The organism is Novosphingobium sp. 9, assembly GCF_025340265.1.
In the GTDB taxonomy this organism is placed as follows: Bacteria; Pseudomonadota; Alphaproteobacteria; order Sphingomonadales; family Sphingomonadaceae; genus Novosphingobium.
Genome location: NZ_CP022707.1, coordinates 1451521 through 1475022, shown reverse-complemented (window position 1 = coordinate 1475022; position 23502 = coordinate 1451521). Strand labels below are relative to the sequence as shown.

At 65.1% G+C, this 23502-nt stretch carries 20 protein-coding genes and 1 pseudogene; 10 read left to right on the top strand and 11 right to left on the bottom strand.

Annotation, left to right across the window (positions count from 1 at the left end; translation table 11 throughout):
- Nucleotides 1-13: 13 nt before the first annotated feature.
- Entirely contained in the window at nt 14-1306 is a 1293-nt protein-coding gene (locus CI805_RS07430; protein ID WP_260927655.1) for a TIM barrel protein, read from the top strand.
- A 93-nt stretch (nt 1307-1399) separates the two neighbouring features.
- Here CI805_RS07430 and CI805_RS07425 read toward each other — a convergent pair whose 3' ends face one another.
- Nucleotides 1400-3298, bottom strand: a complete 1899-nt coding sequence (locus CI805_RS07425) for a potassium transporter Kup (RefSeq protein ID WP_260927653.1) — start codon at nt 3296-3298, stop codon at nt 1400-1402.
- 129 nt (nt 3299-3427) lie between these two features.
- Here CI805_RS07425 and CI805_RS07420 point away from each other — a divergent pair, with 129 nt between their 5' ends.
- A complete protein-coding gene (locus CI805_RS07420) occupies nt 3428-4324 on the top strand; it encodes a LysR family transcriptional regulator (protein WP_260927651.1) in 897 nt (298 codons plus the stop codon).
- 67 nt (nt 4325-4391) lie between these two features.
- On the opposite strand, the gene CI805_RS07415 is transcribed toward CI805_RS07420, so the two are convergent.
- The 10 genes and pseudogenes from CI805_RS07415 to CI805_RS21080 all read right to left on the bottom strand — a co-directional run.
- Complete coding sequence (locus CI805_RS07415; RefSeq protein WP_260927648.1) at nt 4392-5504, bottom strand: alginate export family protein; 1113 nt, start codon at nt 5502-5504, stop codon at nt 4392-4394.
- Complete coding sequence (locus tag CI805_RS07410; protein WP_260927646.1) at nt 5504-5926, bottom strand: hypothetical protein; 423 nt, start codon at nt 5924-5926, stop codon at nt 5504-5506. Before CI805_RS07410 ends, CI805_RS07415 begins: the two co-directional genes overlap by 1 nt.
- Nucleotides 5927-6053: 127 nt before the next feature.
- Nucleotides 6054-6233 (bottom strand): YezD family protein, encoded by a 180-nt coding sequence (locus CI805_RS07405; protein ID WP_260927644.1) that lies wholly within the window; start codon nt 6231-6233, stop codon nt 6054-6056.
- On the bottom strand, nt 6223-7287 hold the full coding sequence (locus CI805_RS07400) for a sulfate/molybdate ABC transporter ATP-binding protein (protein WP_260927642.1): 1065 nt from the start codon (nt 7285-7287) through the stop codon (nt 6223-6225). Before CI805_RS07400 ends, CI805_RS07405 begins: the two co-directional genes overlap by 11 nt.
- Complete coding sequence (cysW, locus tag CI805_RS07395; RefSeq protein WP_260927641.1) at nt 7284-8123, bottom strand: sulfate ABC transporter permease subunit CysW; 840 nt, start codon at nt 8121-8123, stop codon at nt 7284-7286. The genes CI805_RS07400 and cysW overlap by 4 nt, the downstream gene beginning before the upstream one ends.
- The gene (gene cysT, locus CI805_RS07390) at nt 8120-9031 is read right to left on the bottom strand and encodes a sulfate ABC transporter permease subunit CysT (protein ID WP_260927639.1); all 912 of its coding nucleotides are present in this window, start codon (nt 9029-9031) and stop codon (nt 8120-8122) included. Before cysT ends, cysW begins: the two co-directional genes overlap by 4 nt.
- A gap of 11 nt (nt 9032-9042) precedes the next feature.
- Nucleotides 9043-10125: a sulfate ABC transporter substrate-binding protein gene (locus CI805_RS07385; protein WP_260927636.1), complete on the bottom strand. Its 1083-nt coding sequence runs from the start codon at nt 10123-10125 to the stop codon at nt 9043-9045.
- Nucleotides 10126-10193: 68 nt separating this feature from the next.
- On the bottom strand, nt 10194-10670 hold the full coding sequence (locus CI805_RS07380; protein WP_260927634.1) for an RrF2 family transcriptional regulator: 477 nt from the start codon (nt 10668-10670) through the stop codon (nt 10194-10196).
- 55 nt (nt 10671-10725) lie between these two features.
- Nucleotides 10726-11130, bottom strand: coding sequence for an SLC13 family permease (locus CI805_RS21085; protein WP_409934945.1), 405 nt, complete (start codon nt 11128-11130; stop codon nt 10726-10728).
- A 657-nt stretch (nt 11131-11787) separates the two neighbouring features.
- Nucleotides 11788-12422: pseudogene (locus CI805_RS21080) on the bottom strand (SLC13 family permease); the annotation flags it as partial.
- 188 nt (nt 12423-12610) lie between these two features.
- Between CI805_RS21080 and CI805_RS07370 the strand changes: the two are divergent.
- The 8 genes from CI805_RS07370 (at nt 12611) to CI805_RS07335 (ending at nt 23468) form a co-directional block, all read left to right on the top strand.
- Complete coding sequence (locus tag CI805_RS07370) at nt 12611-13168, top strand: RcnB family protein (RefSeq protein WP_260927632.1); 558 nt, start codon at nt 12611-12613, stop codon at nt 13166-13168.
- A 660-nt stretch (nt 13169-13828) separates the two neighbouring features.
- Nucleotides 13829-14677, top strand: a complete 849-nt coding sequence (locus CI805_RS07365; RefSeq protein ID WP_260927630.1) for a TonB-dependent receptor — start codon at nt 13829-13831, stop codon at nt 14675-14677.
- Nucleotides 14674-16242 carry a TonB-dependent receptor gene (locus tag CI805_RS07360; RefSeq protein WP_260927629.1) on the top strand — a complete coding sequence of 523 codons (1569 nt, stop codon included), beginning with the start codon at nt 14674-14676 and terminating at the stop codon, nt 16240-16242. Before CI805_RS07365 ends, CI805_RS07360 begins: the two co-directional genes overlap by 4 nt.
- 28 nt (nt 16243-16270) lie before the next feature.
- On the top strand, nt 16271-17725 hold the full coding sequence (locus tag CI805_RS07355; protein WP_260927627.1) for an MFS transporter: 1455 nt from the start codon (nt 16271-16273) through the stop codon (nt 17723-17725).
- 26 nt (nt 17726-17751) lie between these two features.
- Nucleotides 17752-19149 (top strand): sulfatase, encoded by a 1398-nt coding sequence (locus CI805_RS07350; protein ID WP_260927625.1) that lies wholly within the window; start codon nt 17752-17754, stop codon nt 19147-19149.
- Between the two features lie 463 nt (nt 19150-19612).
- Nucleotides 19613-20575, top strand: coding sequence for a TauD/TfdA dioxygenase family protein (locus CI805_RS07345; protein WP_260927623.1), 963 nt, complete (start codon nt 19613-19615; stop codon nt 20573-20575).
- Nucleotides 20576-20717: 142 nt separating this feature from the next.
- Complete coding sequence (locus CI805_RS07340; RefSeq protein WP_260927621.1) at nt 20718-21566, top strand: TauD/TfdA dioxygenase family protein; 849 nt, start codon at nt 20718-20720, stop codon at nt 21564-21566.
- 93 nt (nt 21567-21659) lie between these two features.
- A complete protein-coding gene (locus CI805_RS07335; protein WP_260927619.1) occupies nt 21660-23468 on the top strand; it encodes a diguanylate cyclase in 1809 nt (602 codons plus the stop codon).
- Nucleotides 23469-23502 lie beyond the last annotated feature (34 nt).

Below are 23502 nucleotides of genomic sequence, written 5' to 3'. Positions count from 1 at the left end.
AGAGGATAGACCCATGAGCAACCTGCCCATCTCTCGCGAGCTGATCGACGAGGCCAACGCGCGCCAGATCGACGCGCTGGAGGACGAATATGCCGCGCTTGGCCGCAAGCTGGAGCGCGCCGGTATCGGCATCGACGCGATCAAGACGCGCGTCGCCAACTTCTCCGTCGCGGTCCCTTCGTGGGGCGCCGGACGCGGCGGCACGCGCTTTGCCAAGTTCCCGATGGCGGGCGAGCCGACCAATATCCAAGAGAAGCTGGAGGACTGCGCGGTCATCAACCAGCTGGGCCGCCTGACCCCGCGCGTCTCGCCGCACTTCCCGTGGGACAAGGTTAGCGACTACAAGGGCCTGCGCGAAGAAGCAGCAAGCCTCGGCCTCGGCTTCGATGCGGTGAACTCGAACACCTTCCAGGACCAGCAGGATCAGGCGCAGACTTACGCCACCGGCTCGCTGTCCTCGACCATCGAGGCGACCCGTCAACAGGCGGTAGAGCACAATATCGAGTGCATCGAAATCGGCCGGCAGCTCGGCGCGACCGACCTCACCGTTTGGGTGGGAGACGGCACCAACTTCCCCGGCCAGCAGGACCTTGGCCGCAGCCTCGACCGCTATCTCGAAGCCGCCGCACAGGTCTATGCCGCACTGCCCGATGACTGGCGGATGCTGCTGGAGCACAAGATGTTCGAGCCCGCGTTCTACTCCACCGTCATCAACGACTGGGGCTCCTCGATCCTCGCAGCGCAAGAGCTTGGCCCCAAGGCCAAGTGCCTCGTCGATCTGGGCCACCATGCGCCGAACGTGAACATCGAGCAGATCGTGGCGCGCCTGCACCGCTTCGGCAAGCTCGGCGGTTTCCACTTCAACGACAGCAAGTATGGCGACGACGATCTCGATTCGGGCTCGATCAATCCGCACCAGTTGTTCCTGGTATTCAACGAACTGGTCGAGGCCGAGCTGAACCCGCGTGACGGGTTCAAGCCCGCCTACATGATCGACCAGTCGCACAACGTCACCGATCCGATCGAGTCTATGCTGTCTTCCGCCGAGGCGATCGGCCAGTGCTTTGCCAAGGCGCTGCTGGTCGACCGCGAGGCGCTGCACCTCTCGCAGGAGGCCAACGACACGATGATGGCCTTCCAGGCGCTGCGCCGGGCCTACAACGTCGATGTCTCCCCGATCCTCGCCAAGGCGCGTCTGGAAGCGGGCGGCGCCATCGACGTGCTGGGCACCTACCGCGAAAGCCGCTGGCGCGAACGCAAGGCGCAGGAACGCCGCGCAGTCGGCCTTGGTGCGGGCATCGTCTGAGGACGGCAAGGCCCGCAACTACCGGTCTTCCCATGGCACAACCCCGGCCCCGCTGACTTGCGGCGCCGGGGTTGTGCTTTTGGGCGCAAAACCTCAGATCTCCAGCTGGCTGCCCAGTTCGATCACGCGATTGGTGGGCAGCTTGAAGAACTCCATCGCGGTCTGGGCATTGCGGACCATCCACGAGAACAGCTTCTCGCGCCAGATCGCCATGCCGGGACGGCTGGAGGCGATCAGGGTCTGGCGCGAGAGGAAATAGCTGGTCTGGGCCGGACGGAACGGCGCCCCTGCGCGGTTCTCATTGGCGAGCGCTGCGGGAATGTCGGCCTCGTCCATGAAGCCGTAGTGCAGCACCATGCGGTAGAAGCCATCGCCCATGTCCTCCACCTCGCTGCACCCGGCCTGCGGGACATGCGGCACGCCCTCGATCACCACGGTGAGGATCACCACCCGCTCATGCAGGATGTGGTTGTGCTTGAGGTTGTGCAGCAGCGCGGGCGGAATGCCCTCCACGGTCGAGGCGAGGAACACCGAGGTGCCTGGAATACGCGGCACCTTGCCGCGCGTGGAGGCAAGGAACACACCGATCGGCAGGCTGTCCTCGGCAAGGCGGGCGCGCACGATCCGCCGTCCGGTCGCCCAGGTGGTGAGCAGCGTGAAGACGATCCCGGCGATCAGGATCGGGAACCAGCCGCCATCGGGAATCTTCGTGACGTTCGAGGCGAAGTAGGCGCCGTCGACCAGCAGGAACAGACCGGTGATCCCGCCTGCAATCGCAGGGTGCCACTTCCACACGCCAAACATCAGTACACTCAGCATGCAGGCGGTGACGACCATCGTGCCCGTCACCGCGATACCATAGGCGGCGGCAAGGTTGGTCGAGCTGTGGAAGCCCAGCACCAGCAGGACCACCATCGCCAGCATGCCCCAGTTGAGCAGCGGCACGTAGATCTGCCCGGCGGCCTTCGCACTGGTGTGCAGGATCTTGAGGCGCGGCAGATAGCCCAGTTGCACCGCCTGCTGCGAAACCGAGTAGGCGCCCGAAATCGTCGCCTGACTGGCGATAACCGTCGCCGCCGTCGCCAGCACCACCAGCGGCAGGCGCGCCCAGTCGGGTGCCAGCAGAAAGAACGGGTTCGAAATCGCATCCGGCACCCGCATCACCAGCGCCGCCTGCCCCAGATAGTTCAGGATCAGGCACGGAAACGCGACATAGAGCCACGACACCATGATCGCCCGGCGCCCGAAGTGCCCCATGTCGGCATAGAGCGCCTCGGCACCGGTCACGGCAAGGATGACCGAACCGAGCGCCAGGAACGCCAGTACCGGATCGGCGAGGAAGAAGGCCACGGCATGGGTCGGGCTCAGCGCTGCCAGCACCTGCGGCGTCTGGGCGATGGAAACCGCGCCCATCACGGCCAGAATGGCGAAGTAGACAAGGATCACCGGCCCGAACAGGCGCCCGACCGTTGCCGTGCCATGCGACTGGATCGAGAACAGCGCGATCAGGATGACGATCGCGATCGGGATCACCCATTCCCCGAACGCCGGGCTGACGATGGTCAGGCCCTCGACCGCCGAAAGCACCGAGATCGCCGGTGTGATAATCGCGTCGCCATAGAACAGCGCGGTTGCCGCGACGCCCAGCATGATCACCACGGGCATCCATTTCGTGCTGCCCATACTGCGCTGGATCAAGGCCAGCAGCGCCAGACTGCCGCCCTCGCCCTGATTGTCGGCGCGCAGCACGATCAACACGTACTTGATCGTGACGATCAGCGTCATCGTCCAGAACATCAGCGAAATCACACCGAACAGGTGGGGCACGTCGGTCGCCATCGGGTGGTGCCCAATGAAGCTCTCTTTCAGCGCATAGAGCGGCGAGGTGCCGATATCGCCGAAAACGACGCCGATCGCGCCAAGAGCCAGGGCCGCGAGGCTTTCGCGATGGGTTCCATGTTCGGCAGGCTGTGCCGCTGATGTATCGTGCATAGGCCTGAAATACCGCTCTGCAATGCGTTGCACCATTGTCTTTACGCAAACTTTATGCCGGCATGATGGCTATTGCACGAAGGCAACGAACAGCCGATGGCCGTTCGATCCCTTGCATCAGGAGCAACAATGACGGACCGCTGGGAAGGCATCGAGGAAGCAGTGGCGATTGCCGACTGCGGCAGCTTCGTGCGCGCCGCAGAGCGCCTCGGCACGTCCACCTCGCGCGTCAGCCGGGCACTGGCGGCGCTTGAGCAGCGCCTCGGTGTGCAACTGTTCAGCCGCACCACCCGTGCAGTGGCGCTCACCGATACCGGCCGTTCGATGGTCGAGCGGTTCCGCCGCCTGATCGAGGATCGCAACGATGCCTATGCCGTGCTCGAACGCCAGAGCGAACCGCAAGGGCTGGTCCGCGTCACCTGTTCGACTGCGCTGGGGGTGCATTTCGTCGCCCCCGTGCTCACGGCCTGTGCGGTCGAGTTCCCGCGCCTTCAGGTCGATCTCGATCTGTCCAACCGGGTCATCGACATCGTTGGCGAAGGCTTCGATCTGGCGATCCGTACCGGCACGCTCAGCGACAGCCGCCTGATCCGCATCCCCGTCGGCTCGCGCCGGTTCCTGACGTGTGCGGCCCCTGCCTATCTCGCCCGTCGCGGAACGCCGGTGGACATCAAAGACCTTGCCCGCCACGATTGCCTGACCGGCAGCACCCGCGCCTGGCACCTGAGGGTAGGAAGCGAGATACGCAGTTTCCGCCCCCGAGGACGAGTGCGGTGCGACAACGGGCAAGTCGTGGCGGACGCCGCGATTGCCGGGCTCGGCATCTGCCACCTGCCCGAGTTCTATGTCGACGATGCCTTGCGCACCGGCAGGCTGGTGCGTCTGCTCGACGACGCGCAGGCCGAGGACGAGCCGATCTGGGCCGTCTATCCCGAACGCCGCCACCTGCTGCCCAAGGTTCAGGTCGTGATCGAGCGCCTGCGCGAAGGCTTGCGCGGCGGGGTAGCCCCCACCGCCCTGCCCTGAGCCCTGCCCTGATTATTCTGACTTAATCACGACGCCCCGATGATGGGGGCGCCATTACGGCACGTCGTCAGAACGTCGCCGTAACGCCGAAGAAGCCGTAGATCGGGTTGCCGCGCCCGCTGGCATTCGGGGCGTCCTTCAGGAACCTGCCGTTGATCAGCCAGGCCGCCCCCGTCTCCAGTCGCAGAAACTGCGGGACGATCCAGTAGCGCACGCGCCACTCCACCTGCTGCCCGGCGAACGTACCCGATTTGCCGGTGGCGTCCCTCACACCGGTATTGGCAAAACTGTCAGTGGCGCTGTCCAGCCACATCGCCCGATAGGTAAGGTTGCCATCCGTCCGCTTGCCGTGCGCGAAATCCAGCCGGACACCGGGCGAGGAGATGTTGCTGCGCGACAGCGCGCCATAGATGCTGGTCGGCCCCCAGTCGGGATTGCGCGCACCGAACAGGCTGTCGAAGCGATTGTACGATCCCTTGCCGTTGTCACCGCTGGCACGGTCGTAGACAAGCTTCACATGCGGCTTCCACGGCCCTGCGAACTGATAACCCAGCTCGGCGTGAACATAGTATGCCGACACGTCCAGCAGCGCCGCATTGGCCGCCGTGCTCGCCCGCACGGAACCGAACTGATAGTCCGCCTCCACCTCGAAATCGGGCTTGCCCGCTTCCGGGTTCATGAACAGACGCAGGCCCGGTGTGTAAAGCTGCCGGTTCTTCGTCGCGAGGCTGGGCGAATCCCGTTCGTTCAATCCGAGAAAATACAGATCAAGATTGGTACGTCCGACAAGCTGCGGCTTGGCAAGATAGGCGCCCCAGAACTGCAGGTCGAAGCTCTCGCGATCCCAATGAACCGAATTGTCGACAAGCTGGTCGATCGTACTGGGCAACCGGGTCAGCGGCAGAGTGTAAAAAGCGGTGATCTTCGTCTTGTCCGCCGTCGTCACATCGAAGCGGATGCCGGTATAGGCATTGGTGTCGTTGCGGAAATTGTTGCGCGCGATCAGGCGCCGTGCGCCGAATTCCATAGTAAAGCGCCCCGCCTGCACACTGGTGTCCGAGCCTTTGCCCAGTACATGGCCTAGATCCAGCCCGACATAGGCCTGGATCAGTTCCATCGCGTTGACATCGTTGACGGTAACCGGCGTCTTCGTGTTGTCGAAGTAGATACGCGAATCCATCAGTTCGCCGCCGATGCGAAAGATGCCGGGTGGTATTCGGCTGCAAGCGTCGTTCGCAGCGAGAGGATGGTGTCGCTCGGATTGGCGGTGCTGCGAAAATCGTTGCCCAGCGATTCCATGCGTGCGCGTATGCTGGCCGAAAGCGTAAAATCGTCGGGGTTGCCGATCGCCTGCTGAAGCGTTGGCGGTTGCGGAGCGGCAGCCTGGGCAGGCGTGTTCGATGCCAGCGGCATCGCCGTATCGGCCATGGACGAAGCAGGGCTCTGATCCGCGTCCGGATCGACGCTCTTATCGAGATTGACCGCTGCGGACGTGGGAACCGCTCCGTCGGCGCTCCCATCCTGCGCAAAAGCAGGCAAGGCCTGAACGGCAGCGACGGTGGCCAGAAAGCCGCCCATCACAAAAGGTAGACGCCTGAACATGCGAATCGCTCCTCACAACGATATTGGGTTCAGCCGCATCCGGTGGTCCGGTCCGCGTCCGACACCCCGGCTGCCGTCTCCTGCGGCAGTGGCGGGGCAGATGGTCTGGGGTAGGCCGAACGTGGTCTCAGCCGCTGCGCAGGCGGCGCTTTTCGGTGACGTCGATCTGCACCACGCGGTCTTCATGCACGGTCAGCGAGATCGTGCCATAGCGTAGCGACAGCAGCGCCTCGCGGATCGTGGCGAGGCTTTCCTCGACGTGTTGCGATTTCTGCCCCGAACCGGTGGCGGCGGGATCATCCTGCATGAGCGGATCCTTCCTTGCTGGGAAATACCATGGCGCGCGCAAGCTGCACGCCAATGCGAAGTCCGGCGGCAGGCGCCGGAGCCTCTGCGGGAACGTCGACCTCGATCGGGCGGTCCAGCCCCTCGATGCGGCCCTCGACCCGCCAGTGCCCACCCTTGCGGTAGGTCTGGTGGACGAGCAGCGGCAGGGAGCCGGGAGAACCCGTTTCGCACAGCCGGGCATCGTGCGGCCGGAAATGCAGATCGGCCGGGCCTTCGACAAGGCCATCGAGCGGCACCCGGATCGCCTGTCCCGCGAAGAAGGCCTGCCCGCCCTGAACGCTCACACCGATACGGTTGGTCTCACCCACAAAATCGGAGACGAAGGCGCTGCCGGGCGCGGTGTAGATGTCTTCGGGCGCGCCGACCTGCTCGATCACGCCGTGATCCATCACCACGATACGATCGGCCAGTTCGAGCGCCTCTTCCTGATCGTGCGTCACGAAGATCGAAGTCAGTCCCATCTGCTCGTGCAAGCTCCGAAGCCAACGGCGCAAGTCCTTGCGAACCTTGGCATCGAGCGCGCCGAACGGCTCGTCCAGCAGCAGCAGGCGCGGCTCGACCGCGAGCGCGCGGGCCAGTGCCACGCGCTGGCGCTGGCCGCCGGAAAGCTGCGCGGGCACGCGGTCTCCCAGATGGCCAAGCTGCACCAGTTCGAGCAGTTCCTGCGCCCGCTCGCGGATTGCCCGTGCCTTGGGCCGTTCGCTGCGCTTGCGGACGGACAGGCCAAAGCCCACGTTGTCACGCACCGACATGTGCTGGAACAGCGCATAGTTCTGGAACACGAAACCGACCTTGCGGTCCGCCACCTTGCGATGGGTGACGTCCTCGTCCTCGAACAGCACGCGGCCGCTCTCGGCAAATTCAAGCCCCGCGATGATGCGCAGCAAGGTGGTCTTGCCCGAGCCGGACGGTCCCAGCAGGGCCAGGAACTCGCCGTCGTTGACGGTCAGGCTGACGTCGTTCAGCGCCGCGAAGGTGCCGAAGCTTTTCGAGATGTTTTCCAGGCGGATCAATGTCTGGCCCTTTCATGGATATCGAAGCGCCACTCCAGCAGGCTCTTGAGAGCCAGCGTCACGAGCGCCAGCATCGCCAGCAGCGAGGCGACGGCGAAGGCGGCCACGAAGTTGTATTCGTTGTAGAGGATCTCGACATGCAGCGGCATCGTGTTGGTCTCGCCCCGGATATGGCCGGAGACCACCGAAACCGCGCCGAATTCCCCCATGGCGCGCGCGTTGCACAGCAGCACACCATAGAGCAGCCCCCAGCGCACATTGGGCAGCGTGACCCGGCGGAAGGTCTGCCAGCCGCTGGCGCCGAGCGAGAGCGCGGCAAGTTCGTCGTCGCGCCCCTGCTCGCTCATCAGCGGGATCAGTTCGCGCGCCACATAGGGGAAGGTGATGAACACCGTCGCCAGCACGATGCCGGGCACCGCGAAGATGATCTGCACGCCCTGATCGGCCAGCCACGGGCCAAGCAGTCCTTGTGCGCCGAACAGCAGCACGAAGATCAGGCCCGAGACCACCGGCGATACCGAAATCGGCAGGTCGATCAGGGTGATCAGGATGCTCTTGCCGCGAAAGTCGAAGCGGGTGATCGCCCAGCTCGCGGCAAGGCCGAACACGACGTTGAGCGGTACGCTGATCGCCGCGACCAGCAGCGTCAGCTGGATCGCCGAAATGGCATCAGGGTCGACCAGCGCCTCGAAATAGGCGCCAAAGCCCTTGGACAGCGCCTCGACGAACACCACGATCAGCGGCGCCAGCAGGAACAGCAGCAGGAAGCCCATGGCAAGCGCGATCAGCGCCCCACGGCCAAGCCGGGTGCCTGCAGAGGACAAGGCCCGGCTCATGCGGCACCTCGCTTGCGGGTCCAGTACTGCAGCAGGTTGATCAGCAGCAGCAGGATGAACGAGGCCACCAGCATCACGCTGGCGATCGCGGTCGCCCCGGCATAGTCGAACTGTTCAAGCTGGGTGACGATCAGCAAGGGCGCGATCTCCGACTTGTAGGGCATGTTGCCGGCGATGAAGATCACCGAGCCGTATTCGCCCACCCCGCGCGCGAAGGCCATCGCAAAGCCGGTCAGCAGCGAGGGGCCGAGCGCGGGCAGGATCACCTTGCGAAAGGTCTGGAACGGCGAGGCGCCCAGCGTCATCGCGGCTTCCTCCACATCCACGCCCAGATCGGCCAGCATCGGCTCGACCGAGCGCACCACGAACGGCAGCCCGATGAAGATCAGCGCCACGATCACCCCGATCGGCGTGAAGGCCACCTTGATCCCCAGCGGCGCCACCAGCGCGCCCAGCCAGCCGTTGGCCGCCCACAGCGAGGTCAGCGCGATACCGGCAACCGCCGTGGGCAGCGCGAACGGCAGATCGACCAGCGCCCCCATCAGCTGGCGCCCCGGAAACTCGTAGCGCACCAGCACCCAGGCAATGGCAAGGCCGAACACGGTATTGATCCCGGCCGCCGCCAGCGATGCCCCGAAGCTGAGCTTGTAGGCATCGAGCGCGCGTTCGGAGAGGCCGACCGCCATGAAATCGTGCCATGTCATCCCTGCGGCGCGCAGGAACAGCACGGCCAGCGGGATCAGCACGATGATCGTCAGCCAGGCCAGGGTAAAGCCCAGCGTCGGTGCGAAGCCGGGGATCGCGGTCTGCCGCAGCCACCGCCGCTTCGCCTTGGGGTGCGAAGGTGGCGGGGGCTGCAAAACGGTCTCGTCCGGCATCTGCAGTTGCCTGCTCAATGCAATGTCCATGGGAGAATGCCTTATTGCTTGGCCTGCGCAAAGATCTTGTCGAACACCCCGCCGTCCGCGAAGAACTTGGTCTGCGCAGCCTGCCAGCCGCCGAAGTCCTTGATCGTCACCAGATCGAGCTTGGGGAAGGTCGAGGCGTATTTCGCCGCCACCTGCGGATCGCGCGGACGGTAATAATGGCGCGCGATGATTTCCTGTGCGGCGGGCGTGTAGAGGAACTTGAGATAGGCATCGGCGACGGCCGTCGTGCCGTGCTTCCTGGCATTGCCGTCCACCACCGCGACCGGCGGTTCTGCCAGGATCGAGATCGAGGGTACGACGATGTCGAACTTGCCCGCGCCCAGCTCCTTCTGCGAGAGGAACGCCTCGTTCTCCCAGGCCAGCAGGACATCGCCCATGCCGCGCTCGACGAAGGTCGTCGTCGCGCCGCGCGCGCCGGAATCGAGCACCGGCACATGGCGGAACAGATCGGTCACATAGGCCTGCGCCGCGGCATCCGAGCCCCCTGCCTTGCGGCCATAGGCCCAGGCGGCAAGGAAGTTCCAGCGGGCGCCGCCGCTGGTCTTCGGGTTGGGCGTGATCACCTCGACACCGGGCTTCGTCAGGTCCGCCCAGTCATGGATGTTCTTGGGATTGCCCTTGCGCACCAGGAACACGATGGTCGAGGTGTACGGCGCGCTGTTGTCGGGCAGCTTGCTTTCCCACTTGGGGTCCAGCAGCTTGGTCTTCTGGGCGATCGCGTCGATATCGTAGGCCAGCGCCAGCGTGACCACATCGGCCCCCAGCCCGTCGATCACCGCGCGCGACTGCTTGCCCGAGCCGCCATGGCTCATGTTGATCTTCAGGGTCTGCCCGCCGTGCTGCGCCTTCCACTGATCGGCAAAGGCATCGTTGAGATCGCGGTACAACTCGCGCGTCGGATCGTAGGAGACGTTCAGCAGTTCGATCGAGGCCGATCCGCCGCCCTTGGCATCGTGGCCGGAACCGCATGCACTCAACAGCGATGTGCCCGCAAGCAGCCCGGCCAGCGCAACGACGCGAGCAAAGCGAAAACCGGCACGGGATTTACCCTGCGCCTTGGCGGACTTCGACATGGCATACTCCCCTATCTCTAAACTCGATAAACTCTATCGAGTTGATAGGGAATAGCAAGGGCCTTGTTTCAGGCCATTCTGCGCACGAATCCGTCACTTTCTTCGCCGTTTGCGAAATCGTCCTCGCTCGCGCCACCCCGCAACGCATCCGCCAGCGTGCGCGAATCGAGCACGCTCCGATAGGCATCGTAAGCGGCGCCGAACTCCCGCCGCAGCGCGCACTGCGCCTCGCTAGGACAATCGTCGCACCGGCGATAGGACTGGCGCGACAGGCAGGACAGCGGCGCCAGCGGCCCTTCGAAAAGGCGCAGGATTTCCCCGAAAGTCACGGTATCCGCAGGGCGCAGCATGACATAGCCGCCGTATTTTCCGCGCTTGCTGTCGAGGACACCGGCTTTCTTGAGGTCGATCAGGATCTGTTCGAGGAACTTGTGCGGGATCGCATAGCGCGCAGCGATGTCCGCACTCGCCGTTGCCTCACCCTCGGGTGCGCAGGCCAGCGCCAGAAGAGCGCGGAAGGCGTAACGGGCCTTGTTCGAAATCATGCCATTTCCCTATTATGCGGGTAGGATATACGAATTCGCGTAAAAAGCCAATCCGTCAGAAGAACAGTACCCGTTCGACCAGCAGCGCAGTCAACAGGCACAGGAAGATCAGCGGCAGTCCCAGCTTGGGAAAGTCGCGGAAGCGATAGCCTGCCGCCCCCATCACCACCGTGTTGTTATGGTGCCCGAACGGCGTCAGGAAATCGAGCGAGGTGCCGATGGCGACCGCGATCAGCAGCGGTTCGACCGGCAATCCGGCCCGTGTCGCCAGCCCCGACGCGACCGGGCTGAGCACCGCAGCCGTCGATACATTATCTACGAATGTCGTCAGCGTCGCCGCCATCAGCAGGATCACCGCCGTTACCGTCAGCGGACCGCCCACCGGCATGGCATCGATCAGGGCATTGGCGATCACGTGCGCGGCGCCTGTATCCTGCACGGCCTGCCCCAGCGGGATCATGCAGGCCAGCAGGATCACGATCGTCCAGTTCACGTCCTGCATGGCATGGCGCAACCGCAACGAGCCCAGCAGCGCCATTGCCACCACCACGCCGCCAAAGGCGATCTCGGGCGGCAGCCAGCCCAGCGCGGTGGTCGCGACACCGATCGCGAAGATCACTGCGCTGCGATAGGCGTCGGGCTGCATCCGCTTGGCGGGGCGCGCCGAAAGCGGCAGCAACCCGGCTTCCGCAGCGGCCTCTTCAAGCGAGGTCCGCTCACCGGTCAGCACGATGACGTCACCCAGGCCGATCTGGAGATCGCCAAAGCTTCCCTCCACCCGATGGCGGCGACTGGCCAGCGCCACGACCGACACGTCGTGATCGCTCAGCAGATCGAGCGCGCCGAGCCGCGAGCCCATCAGCATCGAATCGGGCATGACCACCGCTTCCAGCCGGTCCTCGCCCCCCGGCTTGCCCGTGCCCAGCCCGGCGTCGACCAGCCCGCGATCCTGCAGCACCTCGACCGTCTCCATCCCGCCTTCGACCAGCAGCATGTCACCGGCAGCAACGGTAATCGCCTCGCGCCGCGCAAAGACATGCGCGCCGTCGCGCAGTACATCGTAGATCGTCAGGTCATGGCGCCGCTCTGCCTCGGGCAGGGTCAGGCCTTCCAGTGCGCCGGGGCGCACGCGCATCTCGAACAGGAAACGGGAGGGGGTCGGCGTCACCGTGCTGGGCACACGGCGCAGACGGCGGAACGAATGCGGCCCGATCAGCACCAGCCAGGCAACGCCGATGATCGTCACCGGAATGCCGACATAACCGATGGTGAAGTAGCCCATGCCACCGCCGGTTTCGCGCACCATCCAGTCGTTGACGATGAGGTTCGCAGGCGTACCCGTCAGCGATCCCATCCCCCCAGCAGCGTCGCGAAGGACAAAGGCATCAGCACTCGCGCCACCGGGATCTGCATCCGCGCGCAGACCGAAAGCGCCACCGGGAACACCAGGGCCAGCGCGCCGATGTTGTTCATGAAGATAGACACGAAAGCGCCCAGTCCGCAGATCACCGCAAGGACACCGCGCTCGCTGCCGAAGCGCGAGACGGTCCATTCCGCCAATCGCTCCACCGCGTGACTGCGGGCGAGCACCGAGACGAACAGCAGCACCTCGACCACCGTGACGACCGCCGGGTTGGCAAAGCCTGCAAAGGCATCGTGAAACGGCACGAGCCCCAGCACGAGCGCGCCGGTCAACCCGGCGACGGCGACATGCTCGACCGGGAACCTGTCCAGCGCAAAGGCGATGAACATGGCCGAGAGCAGCAGCACGATGGCGATCTGGTCGAATGTCATGGGCCTTTGCGATAGCCCGAGATCGGCCCGATGCAAACGCCGTGTCGAAAAGCCGCAAGCGGTTTTCGCATTTACAATTCGACACATCGGACAAGAACGCCGGTTGCAACGGCACGGCACAAGGGGCGCCCTCAAGGAGTTCCCCCATGCCTCGATTTAGTTCCTTCCGTTTCACCAGGGCCACCTGCGCCGCGCTGGCCATCGGCCTGCTGACAACGCCCGTTTTGGCCCAGTCCGATCCGCACCACCATGATGACGGCCATGGCGGCGGCTATGATCAGGGCCACGGCACACCACCGGGCGATGGCCATGGCCAGCCTCATGGCGGCTATCCCCACGGTGGCTATGCCCACGGTGGCTATCCGCATGGCAGAGTGCCTCGGGGCGTAGTTGTAGTCGATCGCGGCCATCCTGGCTGGTGGCGCGGCACCCCGGCTTTTGCCGCCTTCTACGGCCCGCGCCCCGGATACTACTACGCGCCGGGCTACGGCTATTACCCGGTCCCGGTCGGCTACGCAGGGCGCGCCTTTGCCGTCGGCGTGGTGCTGCCGATGCCGATGCGCAGCTACGTGGTGGTCGAGCCCGCCGCTTATGGCCTTGCTCCCGCACCGATGGGCTACGGCTGGTATTTCGCAGGCAGCAGCTTCGTCATGGCCTCGACCGCCCACGGGACGATCGTACGGGTCGTGGCGGGCGGCTGGTAACGCCGCTTTCACACGCCCAACATTTCCTTTGGCGAGCGCGTTTCGCCCATACCCCGCATAGCTGCGCCGGTCCGCCGCCGCGCAGATATGCGGGGTTTTCGCGGCATCGGACCGCGCCGCCCATCCCCGCGATGCGTGATCTGCGACGAACGGTGCGTCGAAATTCCAATTGACACCAAAACTCGACCACGTAGGTAGAGATTGAAGCGAGCGGGTGGCCGGCCCCTCCCTCGCGCCCCGACACATCCTGTCGGGATATCCAGACCCGGCCCGCGGCTTTTGACCGGGAAGCAGCTTGCTCCGCGATACCAACGGCTAAAGCGCGCGATGCCAGGGCGACCACGCCAGGCGTCGTGTTCCCTCTCAACGGGGTGATACGACGATGCACGACCAGACCACGCACATTTAAGGGCCGCCGCGCCCGCCAAACAACCGGCGCGATGACGCGCGCTCCTCGTCGGCCTTCTGCTGCTTGCCATGCAGGCATCGATGCTGCGCGAGCGTGCCTTGCACGCCCTATAAAATCCTCCGTCCGGCCTGACTGTTCGCCGCCGCGCCTATCGTTGCGCGCCCGGCACACGCCTGCCCGGACCTGCCGCGATGCGCCTTCAAACCAGCAACACAGCGCCTCCGGCCCCTTCATAAGGTTCAGGAAATTCCATGCTTACCGCCTCGACGCGCCGCAGGGCCAGCGCCCTCTGTGCCCTTCTGCTTTCCACCGCGCTTACCGCCCCGGCCTTCGCTGCCGATGACAAGGAGGTCGCCGTAGCTGCGGCACCGGCCACCGACAGCGCAGAGGGCGCGGACGGTGCCTCCGGCCCCGCCATTGTCGTCACCGCGCGCCATCGCGACGAAAGCCTGCAAAGCGTACCGCTGGCGATCTCCGCCGTCAGCGGTGCCGAACTCGCCGCCAAGCGCCTCGATCGCGTATCCGACTATGCGATCCGCATTCCCAACTTCAACGCGCTGCAACAGAACACCCGCGTCTCGGCGCTGTCGATCCGCGGCCTTGGCGGCAACGCCAGCAACGACGGCGCGGAAGGCGGCGTCGGCCTGATCGTCGATGGCGTGTTCTTCACCCATGTCGGCTTCAGTTGGCTGGACTTCGTCGACCTCGAAAGCATTCAGGTGGTGCGTGGCCCGCAAGGGACGCTGCTGGGCAAGAACACCACCATCGGCGCGGTGATCGTCCAGACGCAGAAGCCCAGCTTCGATCCCTCGCTGACGCTCACCGGCACGTATGGCAACTATGGCGCGAAACAGCTTCGCGTGAACGCCACCGGTCCGATCATCGACGACAAGCTGGCCTATCGCCTGACCTTCGCAACCAGTCAGGGCGGCGGCTGGATCAGGAATGCCTACGACGGCAACAAATACCTCGACAACAACCGCTGGTCGCTGCGCGGGCAACTGCTGTTCACCCCGACGCCCAACCTCTCCTCGCGCCTGATCGCCGAGCATTACGAGAGCCGGGAGTACAACAACTACTACCCGTTGTCGCCGACGTGAACCAGAACCTCAATCTCGACGGTTCGGTCCTCTCGCAGCGTACGGCCAGCTGGACCAACAAGCTGGAGAGCCGCTTCGGCTATACCCCCAGCTTCGATGCGCCCAACAACGCCAATCTCGACAATCAGGGGCGGCTCGTTTCCAAGGTCGATGGCCTGTCCAACGAAGTGAACTGGGATCTGGGCGGCGTGAAGCTGACCTCGGTCAGCGCCTGGCGGCGGCTCTATTTCCGCCCCTACAACGACAGCGACAACAGCCCCTACGACATCTATCGCGGCGGCTACGACGTGGACGTGAACCAGTATTCGCAGGAATTCCGGCTCGCCTCGAACGGCACTCACGCGATCGACTGGCAGGTGGGGACCTACTATCTGCACGAGGATCTGCGGAGCAACCTGCGCACGATCTACGGCTCGGATGCCAGCACGTTCTTCCTTGGAAGCGGGACCGACAGCGCGATCCTGAACGACGTGGAATACGACCGCGACGGGCATCTGCACATCGATTCCATCGCCGGGTTCGGCCAGCTGACCTGGCACGTTACCTCAAAACTCTCGCTGACCGGCGGCCTGCGCTACAGCTACGAGAAGAAGAGCGTGAACGTGGCGGGCTATCAGGCCGCCGGAGCCGACGTTTCGGGCGCGAGCCTGACCAGTCGCAACGCCTTCCTCGCCTCGCTGGGCGGGACCACGGCAGCGCAGGCAGGCGCCTACGACCTTTCTGCGGAAAGCGACCGCGGCTCGTTCTCGTGGCTGGTGAACCCGGCCTGGCAGGTGAACGAGAACGTGTTGCTCTACGCCTCGGCCAGCCATGGCGAAAAGTCGGGCGCAGCGAACACATCAGCCACGTATGCGCAGGCCAACGTGATCCTGACCAAGCCCGAAAAATCGACCGACTTCGAAGGCGGCATCAAGACCACCTGGGCCAACGGGCGCGTCACCGCCAACCTCAACTTCTACAACGACACCATCACCGACTATCAGAGCAACCGCATCGACACCTCGAACCCCTCGTTCGGCACGTACCTTGCGAACGTCGGCAAGGTGCGGATGCGCGGGTTCGAGTTCGAGGCGAGCGCGCGACCGATCCCGGTGCTCTCGATCAACCTCAACACCTCGTACAACGATGCCAAGTACCTCTCGTACGACGATGCCCCGGCGCCGCTGGAGTATCAGGCGGCGCTCGGCGGATCGAGCGCGACGCTCAGCCTCACCGGCTATCAGGTGATCGGCGCGCCGAAGTGGACGGTTCAGGGCGGGCTCGATCTCGACCAGCCGCTGAGCGACCATCTCTCGCTGACGGCCTATGCCAACACCAGTTGGCGCAGCCGCACGGCGATGATCAATCCCCGCTCGATCTACGGCTGGCAGGACAATTACGCCGTGCTCGACGCCGGGATCGGCGTGAAGGCGCCCGACGGTTCGTGGAGCCTGCAGGCCTGGGCACGCAACCTCACCAATACGCATTACGCGGTGTCCTATGGCTCGGCCAGCGCCGCCGCGCCCGTCACCGAAGTGCTCGGCAATCCGCGCACGTACGGCGTGACCTTCAGCCACCGCTTCTGACCCGCCGCCCCCTCGCAGGAGACCGACGATGAACTCGATCACCGCATCCTTCGATGCCGCTGCACCAGCCAACGACGATCTGGTGCAGGACGGCCTACAGATCAGGCAGACCAGAGCCGACCCATCCGCGCAACCCCTGCCGACCCGCCGCCTGCTGGCCTTCTCCACGCTGTGGATGCCGCTCGCTGCCGTGGAAGTGCCGCTGAGCACATACGTGCCGCCGCTCTACGCGGGCGCCTTCGGGCTCTCGCTGGGGACGGTGGGCCTGATCTTCCTGTTCGCGCGGCTGTGGGATGCGGTGATCGACCCCGGCATCGGCATCCTGTCCGACCGCACCCGCAGCCGTTTCGGCAGACGGCGCCCGTGGATCTTCGCGGGTGCGTGGATCTTCGCCTTCGGCGCGGTAGGCGTGTTCCTGCCGCCTGCATGGTTCGGCCCGCTGGAGTTCAGCGCCGCGCTGTTCACGCTCTATCTCGGCTACTCGATGATGGCGACACCCTATTCGGCGTGGAGCGGCGAGCTGTCCGCCGCCTATCACGAGCGCACCCGCGTCGCCAGCTATGGGCAGGGGCTGATGTCGGTCGCGCTGCTGCTGGCGCTGGTAGTGCCCAGCCTGCTGGCACAGCGCTTCGCGCACGAGCCGCGCTATCAGCTCGCCTCGATGGGGATCATGGTCTTCGTGCTGCTGGCGGTCGCGCTGCCCTTCTCCCTGCGCGCGCTGCCCGAACCGGCCAGCACCGCACCGCCGCGAGGCGAGCGCACCGGGTTCTGGCGCACGACCTCGCTGGTACTGGGCGAAAAGCTGCTGATCCGCGTGCTCGCCTCGAACTTCGGCATCCGGCTGGCGCAAGGGACGCGCACCGCGCTGTTCGTGTTCTTCGTCGCGCACTACATGGGCAGCCCGGCGTGGGCGCCCGCCCTCTTCCTGCTGCAGTACGTCTTCGGCATCATCGCCTGTCCGATCTGGCTCGCCATCGGCCGCCGCATCGGCAAGGGCCGCGCCGCCGTTGCCGGGGAGCTGACGCAGGTGGCGATCAACTTCGCGCTCCTGCTGGTGACGCCGGGCGCCTGGCCGCTGCTGTTGCTGCTCACCGTCTCGCAGGGCCTTGCGCAAGGATCGGGCAACCTGATGCTGCGCGCGATCGTCGCGGACGTTGCGGATTCGCACCGCCTCAAGACCGGGCACGAGCGGACCGGGCTGTTCTATTCGGTGTTCTCGCTGTCGGACAAGGCCGCGCTCGCCGTCGCCGTGGGCATCGCGCTGCCGCTGATCGGCTGGCTGGGCTTCGACCCGCGCGAGGTCAATCCGCCCGAAGTTCTGGAGCACCTGAAGTACGTCTTCGCGCTCGGCCCGGTGATCGGGCATATCATTTCTGCGAGCATCATCCACGGTTTCCCGCTCGATGAGAAGCGCCACGCCGAAATCCGCGATAGCCTCACCGCGCGCGAATCGGGTGCTTCCGTTTCTGCGCCCACGACATAATCCCCCAAGAGAGGTCCATCCCCCCTATGATCGACAAGTCTTCCCTCGACCGCCGCTCGCTGCTGGCCGGTGCTGCGGCAGGTGCCGTGGCGATCGCCGCGCCCGCCGGCGCCGCCCGCGCCGCGACCGGAACCCGCCCTTACCCCGACGTGATCTTCATCATGGCCGACGACATGGGCTATGCCGACCTGTCGATCACCGGATCGCACCATATCCGCACACCCGCGATCGACAGCATCGGCACGGGCGGAACCGTGCTGCACCAGTCCTATTCGAGCAGCCCGGTCTGTTCGGCCAGCCGCACCGCGATCATCACCGGGTGCTATCAGGGCCGCTTCCGGGTGGGTCTGGACGAACCGCTCGCCGAACTGCCGCCGGGGCTTGGCCTGCCTGCCGACCGCCCCACCCTGCCCGGCCTGTTCCGCAAGGCGGGCTACCGCACCGCGCTGGTCGGCAAGTGGCACCTCGGCACACCGCCGCTCAACGGTCCGCTCGAACACGGCTACGACAGCTTCTACGGGATCGTCGAAGGCGCAGCGGACTACTTCATCCATCACACCGTGCATGACGGAAAGCCCGTGGGCATCGGCCTCGCGCAGGGCGACAAGCCGCTGGAGGCGACCGGCTATCTCACCGATCTGTTCGGCGCACAGGCCGTGAAGGAAATCGAGGCAGCAGGCGACAAGCCGCTGTTCCTCAGCCTGCATTTCAACGCGCCGCACTGGCCCTGGGAAGGCCGCGAGGACGAGGCCATCGCCAAGACCCTGAAGGACAGCCGCGACACCTCGGGCGGCAATCTCGCCAAATATGCCGAGATGACCCAGATCATGGACGAGAACGTCGGCAAGGTCCTTGCCGCGCTCAAGCATGCCGGGCGCGAGGATGCCATCGTCGTCTTCACCAGCGACAACGGCGGCGAGCGCTTTTCCGAGACCTGGCCCTTCGTCGGCCAGAAGGGCGAACTGCTCGAAGGCGGTATCCGCGTGCCCGGCCTTGTCCGCGCGCCGGGCAGGATCGCGGCAGGCTCCAACATCGACCAGCCGATCGTCGGCATGGACTGGCTGCCCACCCTCTTCGCGCTCGCCACCGGCAAATCGGCGGACGGCACGTTCGACGGGCTCGACCTTTCGCCGCAACTCACCGGCAAGGCTGCACCGGTCGCGCGCACGATCTACTGGCGCTACAAGGCGAACGATCAGGCCGCCGTGCGTCAGGGAGACTGGAAGTACCTGAAGCTGGGCGACAAGGAACACCTGTTCAATGTCGTGCAAGACGAGCGCGAACGTGCCGACTTCTTCGACGTGAACAAGGACAAGGTGAAGGAACTCAAGGCCTTGTGGGACAAATGGAACGCCCAGATGATTCCCTATCCGCTCGGCAGTTTCTCCGAGGACGTCAAGAAATGGTATCCCGACCGATACTGATACTTTTCGGCCGAAATAGAGTGGCTGAAATCCGCCATTCCTGACAGCGGCAGGCCTGCTTTTTCCTGCGACGAAGCGAAAAAAGCAGGCTTGCACATTATACTCAACCTAGTAACTTGAGTTTCAGAAATCGGAGTGATCGGGCCGGTTTCAGCAGTAATCCCGATCCGCGGCTTTTGATCGGACAGCAGCTTGCTCCGCGATACCAACGGCTAAAGCGCGCGATGCTGAGGCGACGACGCCAAGCCTCGCGGTCCCTCTCGAACGGCAAGAGGTGATGCGATGCGCAAACTTTCCCTGACGCCCTGATCGGGCACGAAACCCGGACCTTGCGTCCGGCGCCGGACCTTCCACCCGAAGCCCGGCAATCCTCTCGAACATATCTGCCTGCACCCGCCCATCCCACAAGGCCCGATGCGGCCCGGCGGCGTGCACCCTGAAGAGACAAGACCAGGAGAGTTTCATGACCGATTTCGTTGCGACTTATCCGAACGCCAAGGACCCGACTTCGCCGCTCGACATCCGCCCCGTGGCCGGACGCATCGGCGCCGAGATCCGCGGGATCGACCTGTCAGGTTCGCTCGATGCCCCCACCGTCCAGGCGATCGAGGAAGCGCTTGTGCGCCACAAGGTGATCTTCTTCCGCGATCAGCAGCACCTCGACAATGCCGAGCACGAGGCGCTCGCCGCGCTGTTCGGCGATCCGGTGGCGCACCCGACAGTGCCCGTCGCCGAAGGCTCGAAATACCTTCTCGATCTCGACAGCCGCGAAGGCTACGCGGCATCGAGCTGGCACACCGACGTGACCTTCACCGACGCGTACCCGAAGCTCTCGATCCTGCGCGGCATCACCATTCCCGAAGCGGGCGGCGATACGCTGTGGGCCAATGGCGAGACGGCCTATGACGAATTGCCCGAACCGCTCCGCCAGCTGGTGAACACCTTGCGGGCAGTCCACACCAACGATTACGATTATGCGGCCTTCCTCACCGCCGGGGTCGACGGCAAGGACGATGCGGCGCTGGCCGAGCGCGAGAAATACCAGAAACAGGTCTTCGCCTCGACGATCTACGAAACCGAGCATCCGGTGGTCCGCGTTCACCCGGTTTCGGGCCAGCGCAGCCTGCTGCTCGGCCATTTCGCCAAGCGCTTCGTGGGGCTCAATGCAGCCGATTCCGCGCGGCTGTTCGGAGTGCTGCAGGACCACATCACAAGGCCCGAGAACACCGTGCGCTGGCAGTGGCGCCCCGGCGACGTCGCCTTCTGGGACAACCGAGCCACGCAGCACCGCGCGGTCGCCGACTTCGGCCTCCAGCGCCGCACCCTGCGCCGTGCCACGGTGAAGGGCGACGTTCCGGTCGGCATCGACGGTCAGCGCAGCCGCACCGTGCGCAAGGAGCGTGCGGCCTACGAAGCGGCGGAATGATCTGAAGCCAAAGCCATCTTCTGCGAGTCCTGAGGCCCCTTGAACCCTGGGGGGCACCTCGCCGGAGCGTCGGTGTCCCCATGACCGGCGCTCCGGTTCTTTTCCGCCTCACCAGAACACCATCAACATGGAGCTTGCCTCAATGTCCCTGACCATCCAGTCCCATGGCCGCGTCGGTGCCGAAGTGCTCGGCGTAGACCTCTCGCAGCCCCTCAACGAAGCCCAGTTCGCCGAAATCCGCAGCGCCTTTGCCGAACATGGCGTGATCTTCTTTCGCGACCAGTCGATCTCCGAGCAGGACCACATCGCCTTCGCGCGCCGCTGGGGGCAGATCAACATCAACCGCTTCTTCACGCCCCATGCCGCCTATCCGGAGATCGCCATGGTGGTGAAGGAGAAGCACCACCGCGACAATATCGGCGGCGGCTGGCACACCGATCATTCCTATGACGCAGAGCCTGCGCTCGGCTCGATCCTCGTCGCGCGCGAACTGCCGCCCACAGGCGGCGCCACCGCCTTCGCCTCGATGTACAAGGCCTATGACGGACTGCCGCAGCGCCTGCGCGATCAACTCGAAGGCCGCAACGCCGTGCATTCGGCCCGCCACGTCTTCGGCAGCAAGGCCTACCCCGCAGAGTCGGGGCAGGACACGCGCGGCGAACGGATCGGCAATTCCGCCGCCGCCGACGTGCTCGACGATGTGGTCCATCCCGTCATCCTGACGCACCCGCTCAGCGGCAAGAAGGCGATCTACGTCAACCCCGGCTTCACCCTGCACATTCAGGGGATCGACGCCGAACGCTCGAAGGAACTGCTCGCCGAAGTCTACGAACATGTGACCAGCGAGGACTTCATCGAGGACTTCCACTGGCGCGACGGCTCGATCGCGTTCTGGGACAACCGCGCGACCTGGCACTATGCCTACAACGACTATGCCGGGCACCGCCGCGAGATGCACCGCATCACCATCGAGGGCGAGGCTCTGGGATAGTCAGCATCGGCACAGACAGGAATATCCATTTCGCGCGATCTACCCGGAACGGATATTAACGGATCGCTTGCCATTGCCCGCTAGATACAGGCCATGCGCCTCGCGACGATCACCAACTGGGCCTATGGGGCCACCGTGCTGTTCACCTTCGTGTCCGGCACCACGATGCTGCTGGCCTCCGGCGCGCAGGAGCGCGAACGCGTTGCCGTTGAGCAGCGCCAGGCCCTCGACGAGGCGACCGAAAAGCTGGACGAGGAAGTGTTCGGGCTGACCGACCGCGCGCGCCAGTATCTCGATTCCGGCGATCCTACGTATCGCGTGCTTTATGGCAGCGAACTGGCAGCGCTTGGCCCGGTCGAAGTGCGCATCCGGCATATCGGCGATGCCGGGGCCCGCCCCGATGAACTCGCCGCGCTCAAGGACGCCATGCACTTCGCCGATGCCCTGCACGACGAGCAGGCCGAGGCGATTGCCCTGCACGACAAGGGCAATCAGGTCGATGCCCGCCGGATGCTGTTCGGTGCGGAGTACGAGCGCGAGCTGGACCGCGTTCAGTCCCTTCTGGGGGCGTTTCAGTCCCGTCTGGACCAGCGTACCGAAACGCAGGTTGTCGCAGCGCAAGACGTTGCACGGAAATGGAAATCCGTTTCCGAAGCGGTACTGGTGCTGACCGGACTGCTGTTCCTTTGCGTCCTGTATTTCGTCTTCAAGCGCCGCGTGCTGCACCCGGTGGTGAAGCTCTCCGATGTCGTTAACCGACTGGCGGCGCAGGACTATGCAGTCGAACCGCCGGCGCTCGGTCAGATCGACGAGATCGGCGACATGGCGCAGGCTATCCGCATCTTCCGCGAGAATGGTCTCGAACGGCAGAAACTTGAAATTGAACGCGAAAACGACCGTGCCATCCGCGATCTCCTGGCCCGGATGACCCAGCGCATGCAGGGCTGCGACACCTTGCCCGATCTCAAGGAAGTGGTGCGCCGCTTCGTTCCCGAGATCGCCCCCGGCCTCGCAGGTGCCCTCTACCTTCTCGACGAGGCGCGCGGGGTCGTCACCGAAGGCTGCGCATGGCTGGAGCCGCAGCGCTCGCGCACCGAATTCGCACCGCTCGCCTGCTGGGCGCTACGGCGCGGCCTGCCGCATCGCCCTGCAGGCGCACAGATCGACGTGCCCTGCGGCCATATCCAGATCGGTGACGCTGCAGTTCCGGACACGCTCTGCCTGCCGCTGACCGCGCACCGCGAAGTGCTGGGCCTGCTCTATTTCGAACCGCGCGACGGCACCGAGATCGGCGCGATCACGGCGGAAACCTACCTTCGCATGCTGGCCGAAACAATCGGCCTTGCGCTGGGGAACCTGCGCCTGCGCGATACCTTGCGCGCCATGGCGATGGCCGATCCGCTCACCGGCCTCGCCAATCGCCGCCGCCTTGACGAAGTGCTCGAAGTGCGCGCGGTCGAGGCTGAGAAGCTCGGGCAGCCACTGTCCTGCGTGATGGTGGACGTCGATCACTTCAAGCGCATCAACGATACGCATGGCCACGAGACCGGCGACCGCGTGCTGCGCGAGATCAGCGCCGTGCTCACCCACGCCACGCGCGAGGACGGGCTTGCCTTCCGCCACGGCGGCGAGGAGTTCCTGCTGCTGCTACCCGGCCTCGACGCCGATCAGGCCGCCGCTCGCGCCGAGGAAATCCGCGCCCGCATCGCCGAACTGCACTTCGAAGTCGGGGGCAACGCCATCGGGCCGGTCACGGTATCGGCAGGCGTTGCGAGCACGCCGCTGCACTGCCCCGCCGACCGCCTGCTCCAGACCGCCGATGCCGCGCTCTACCGCGCCAAGGCCGCCGGGCGCGACCGGGTTTCGGTAGCAGCGCGCCGCAAGGGGCTTTCGGTAGCCTAAGTCGATAGGCTTATCATCTATATGATATTGCTAT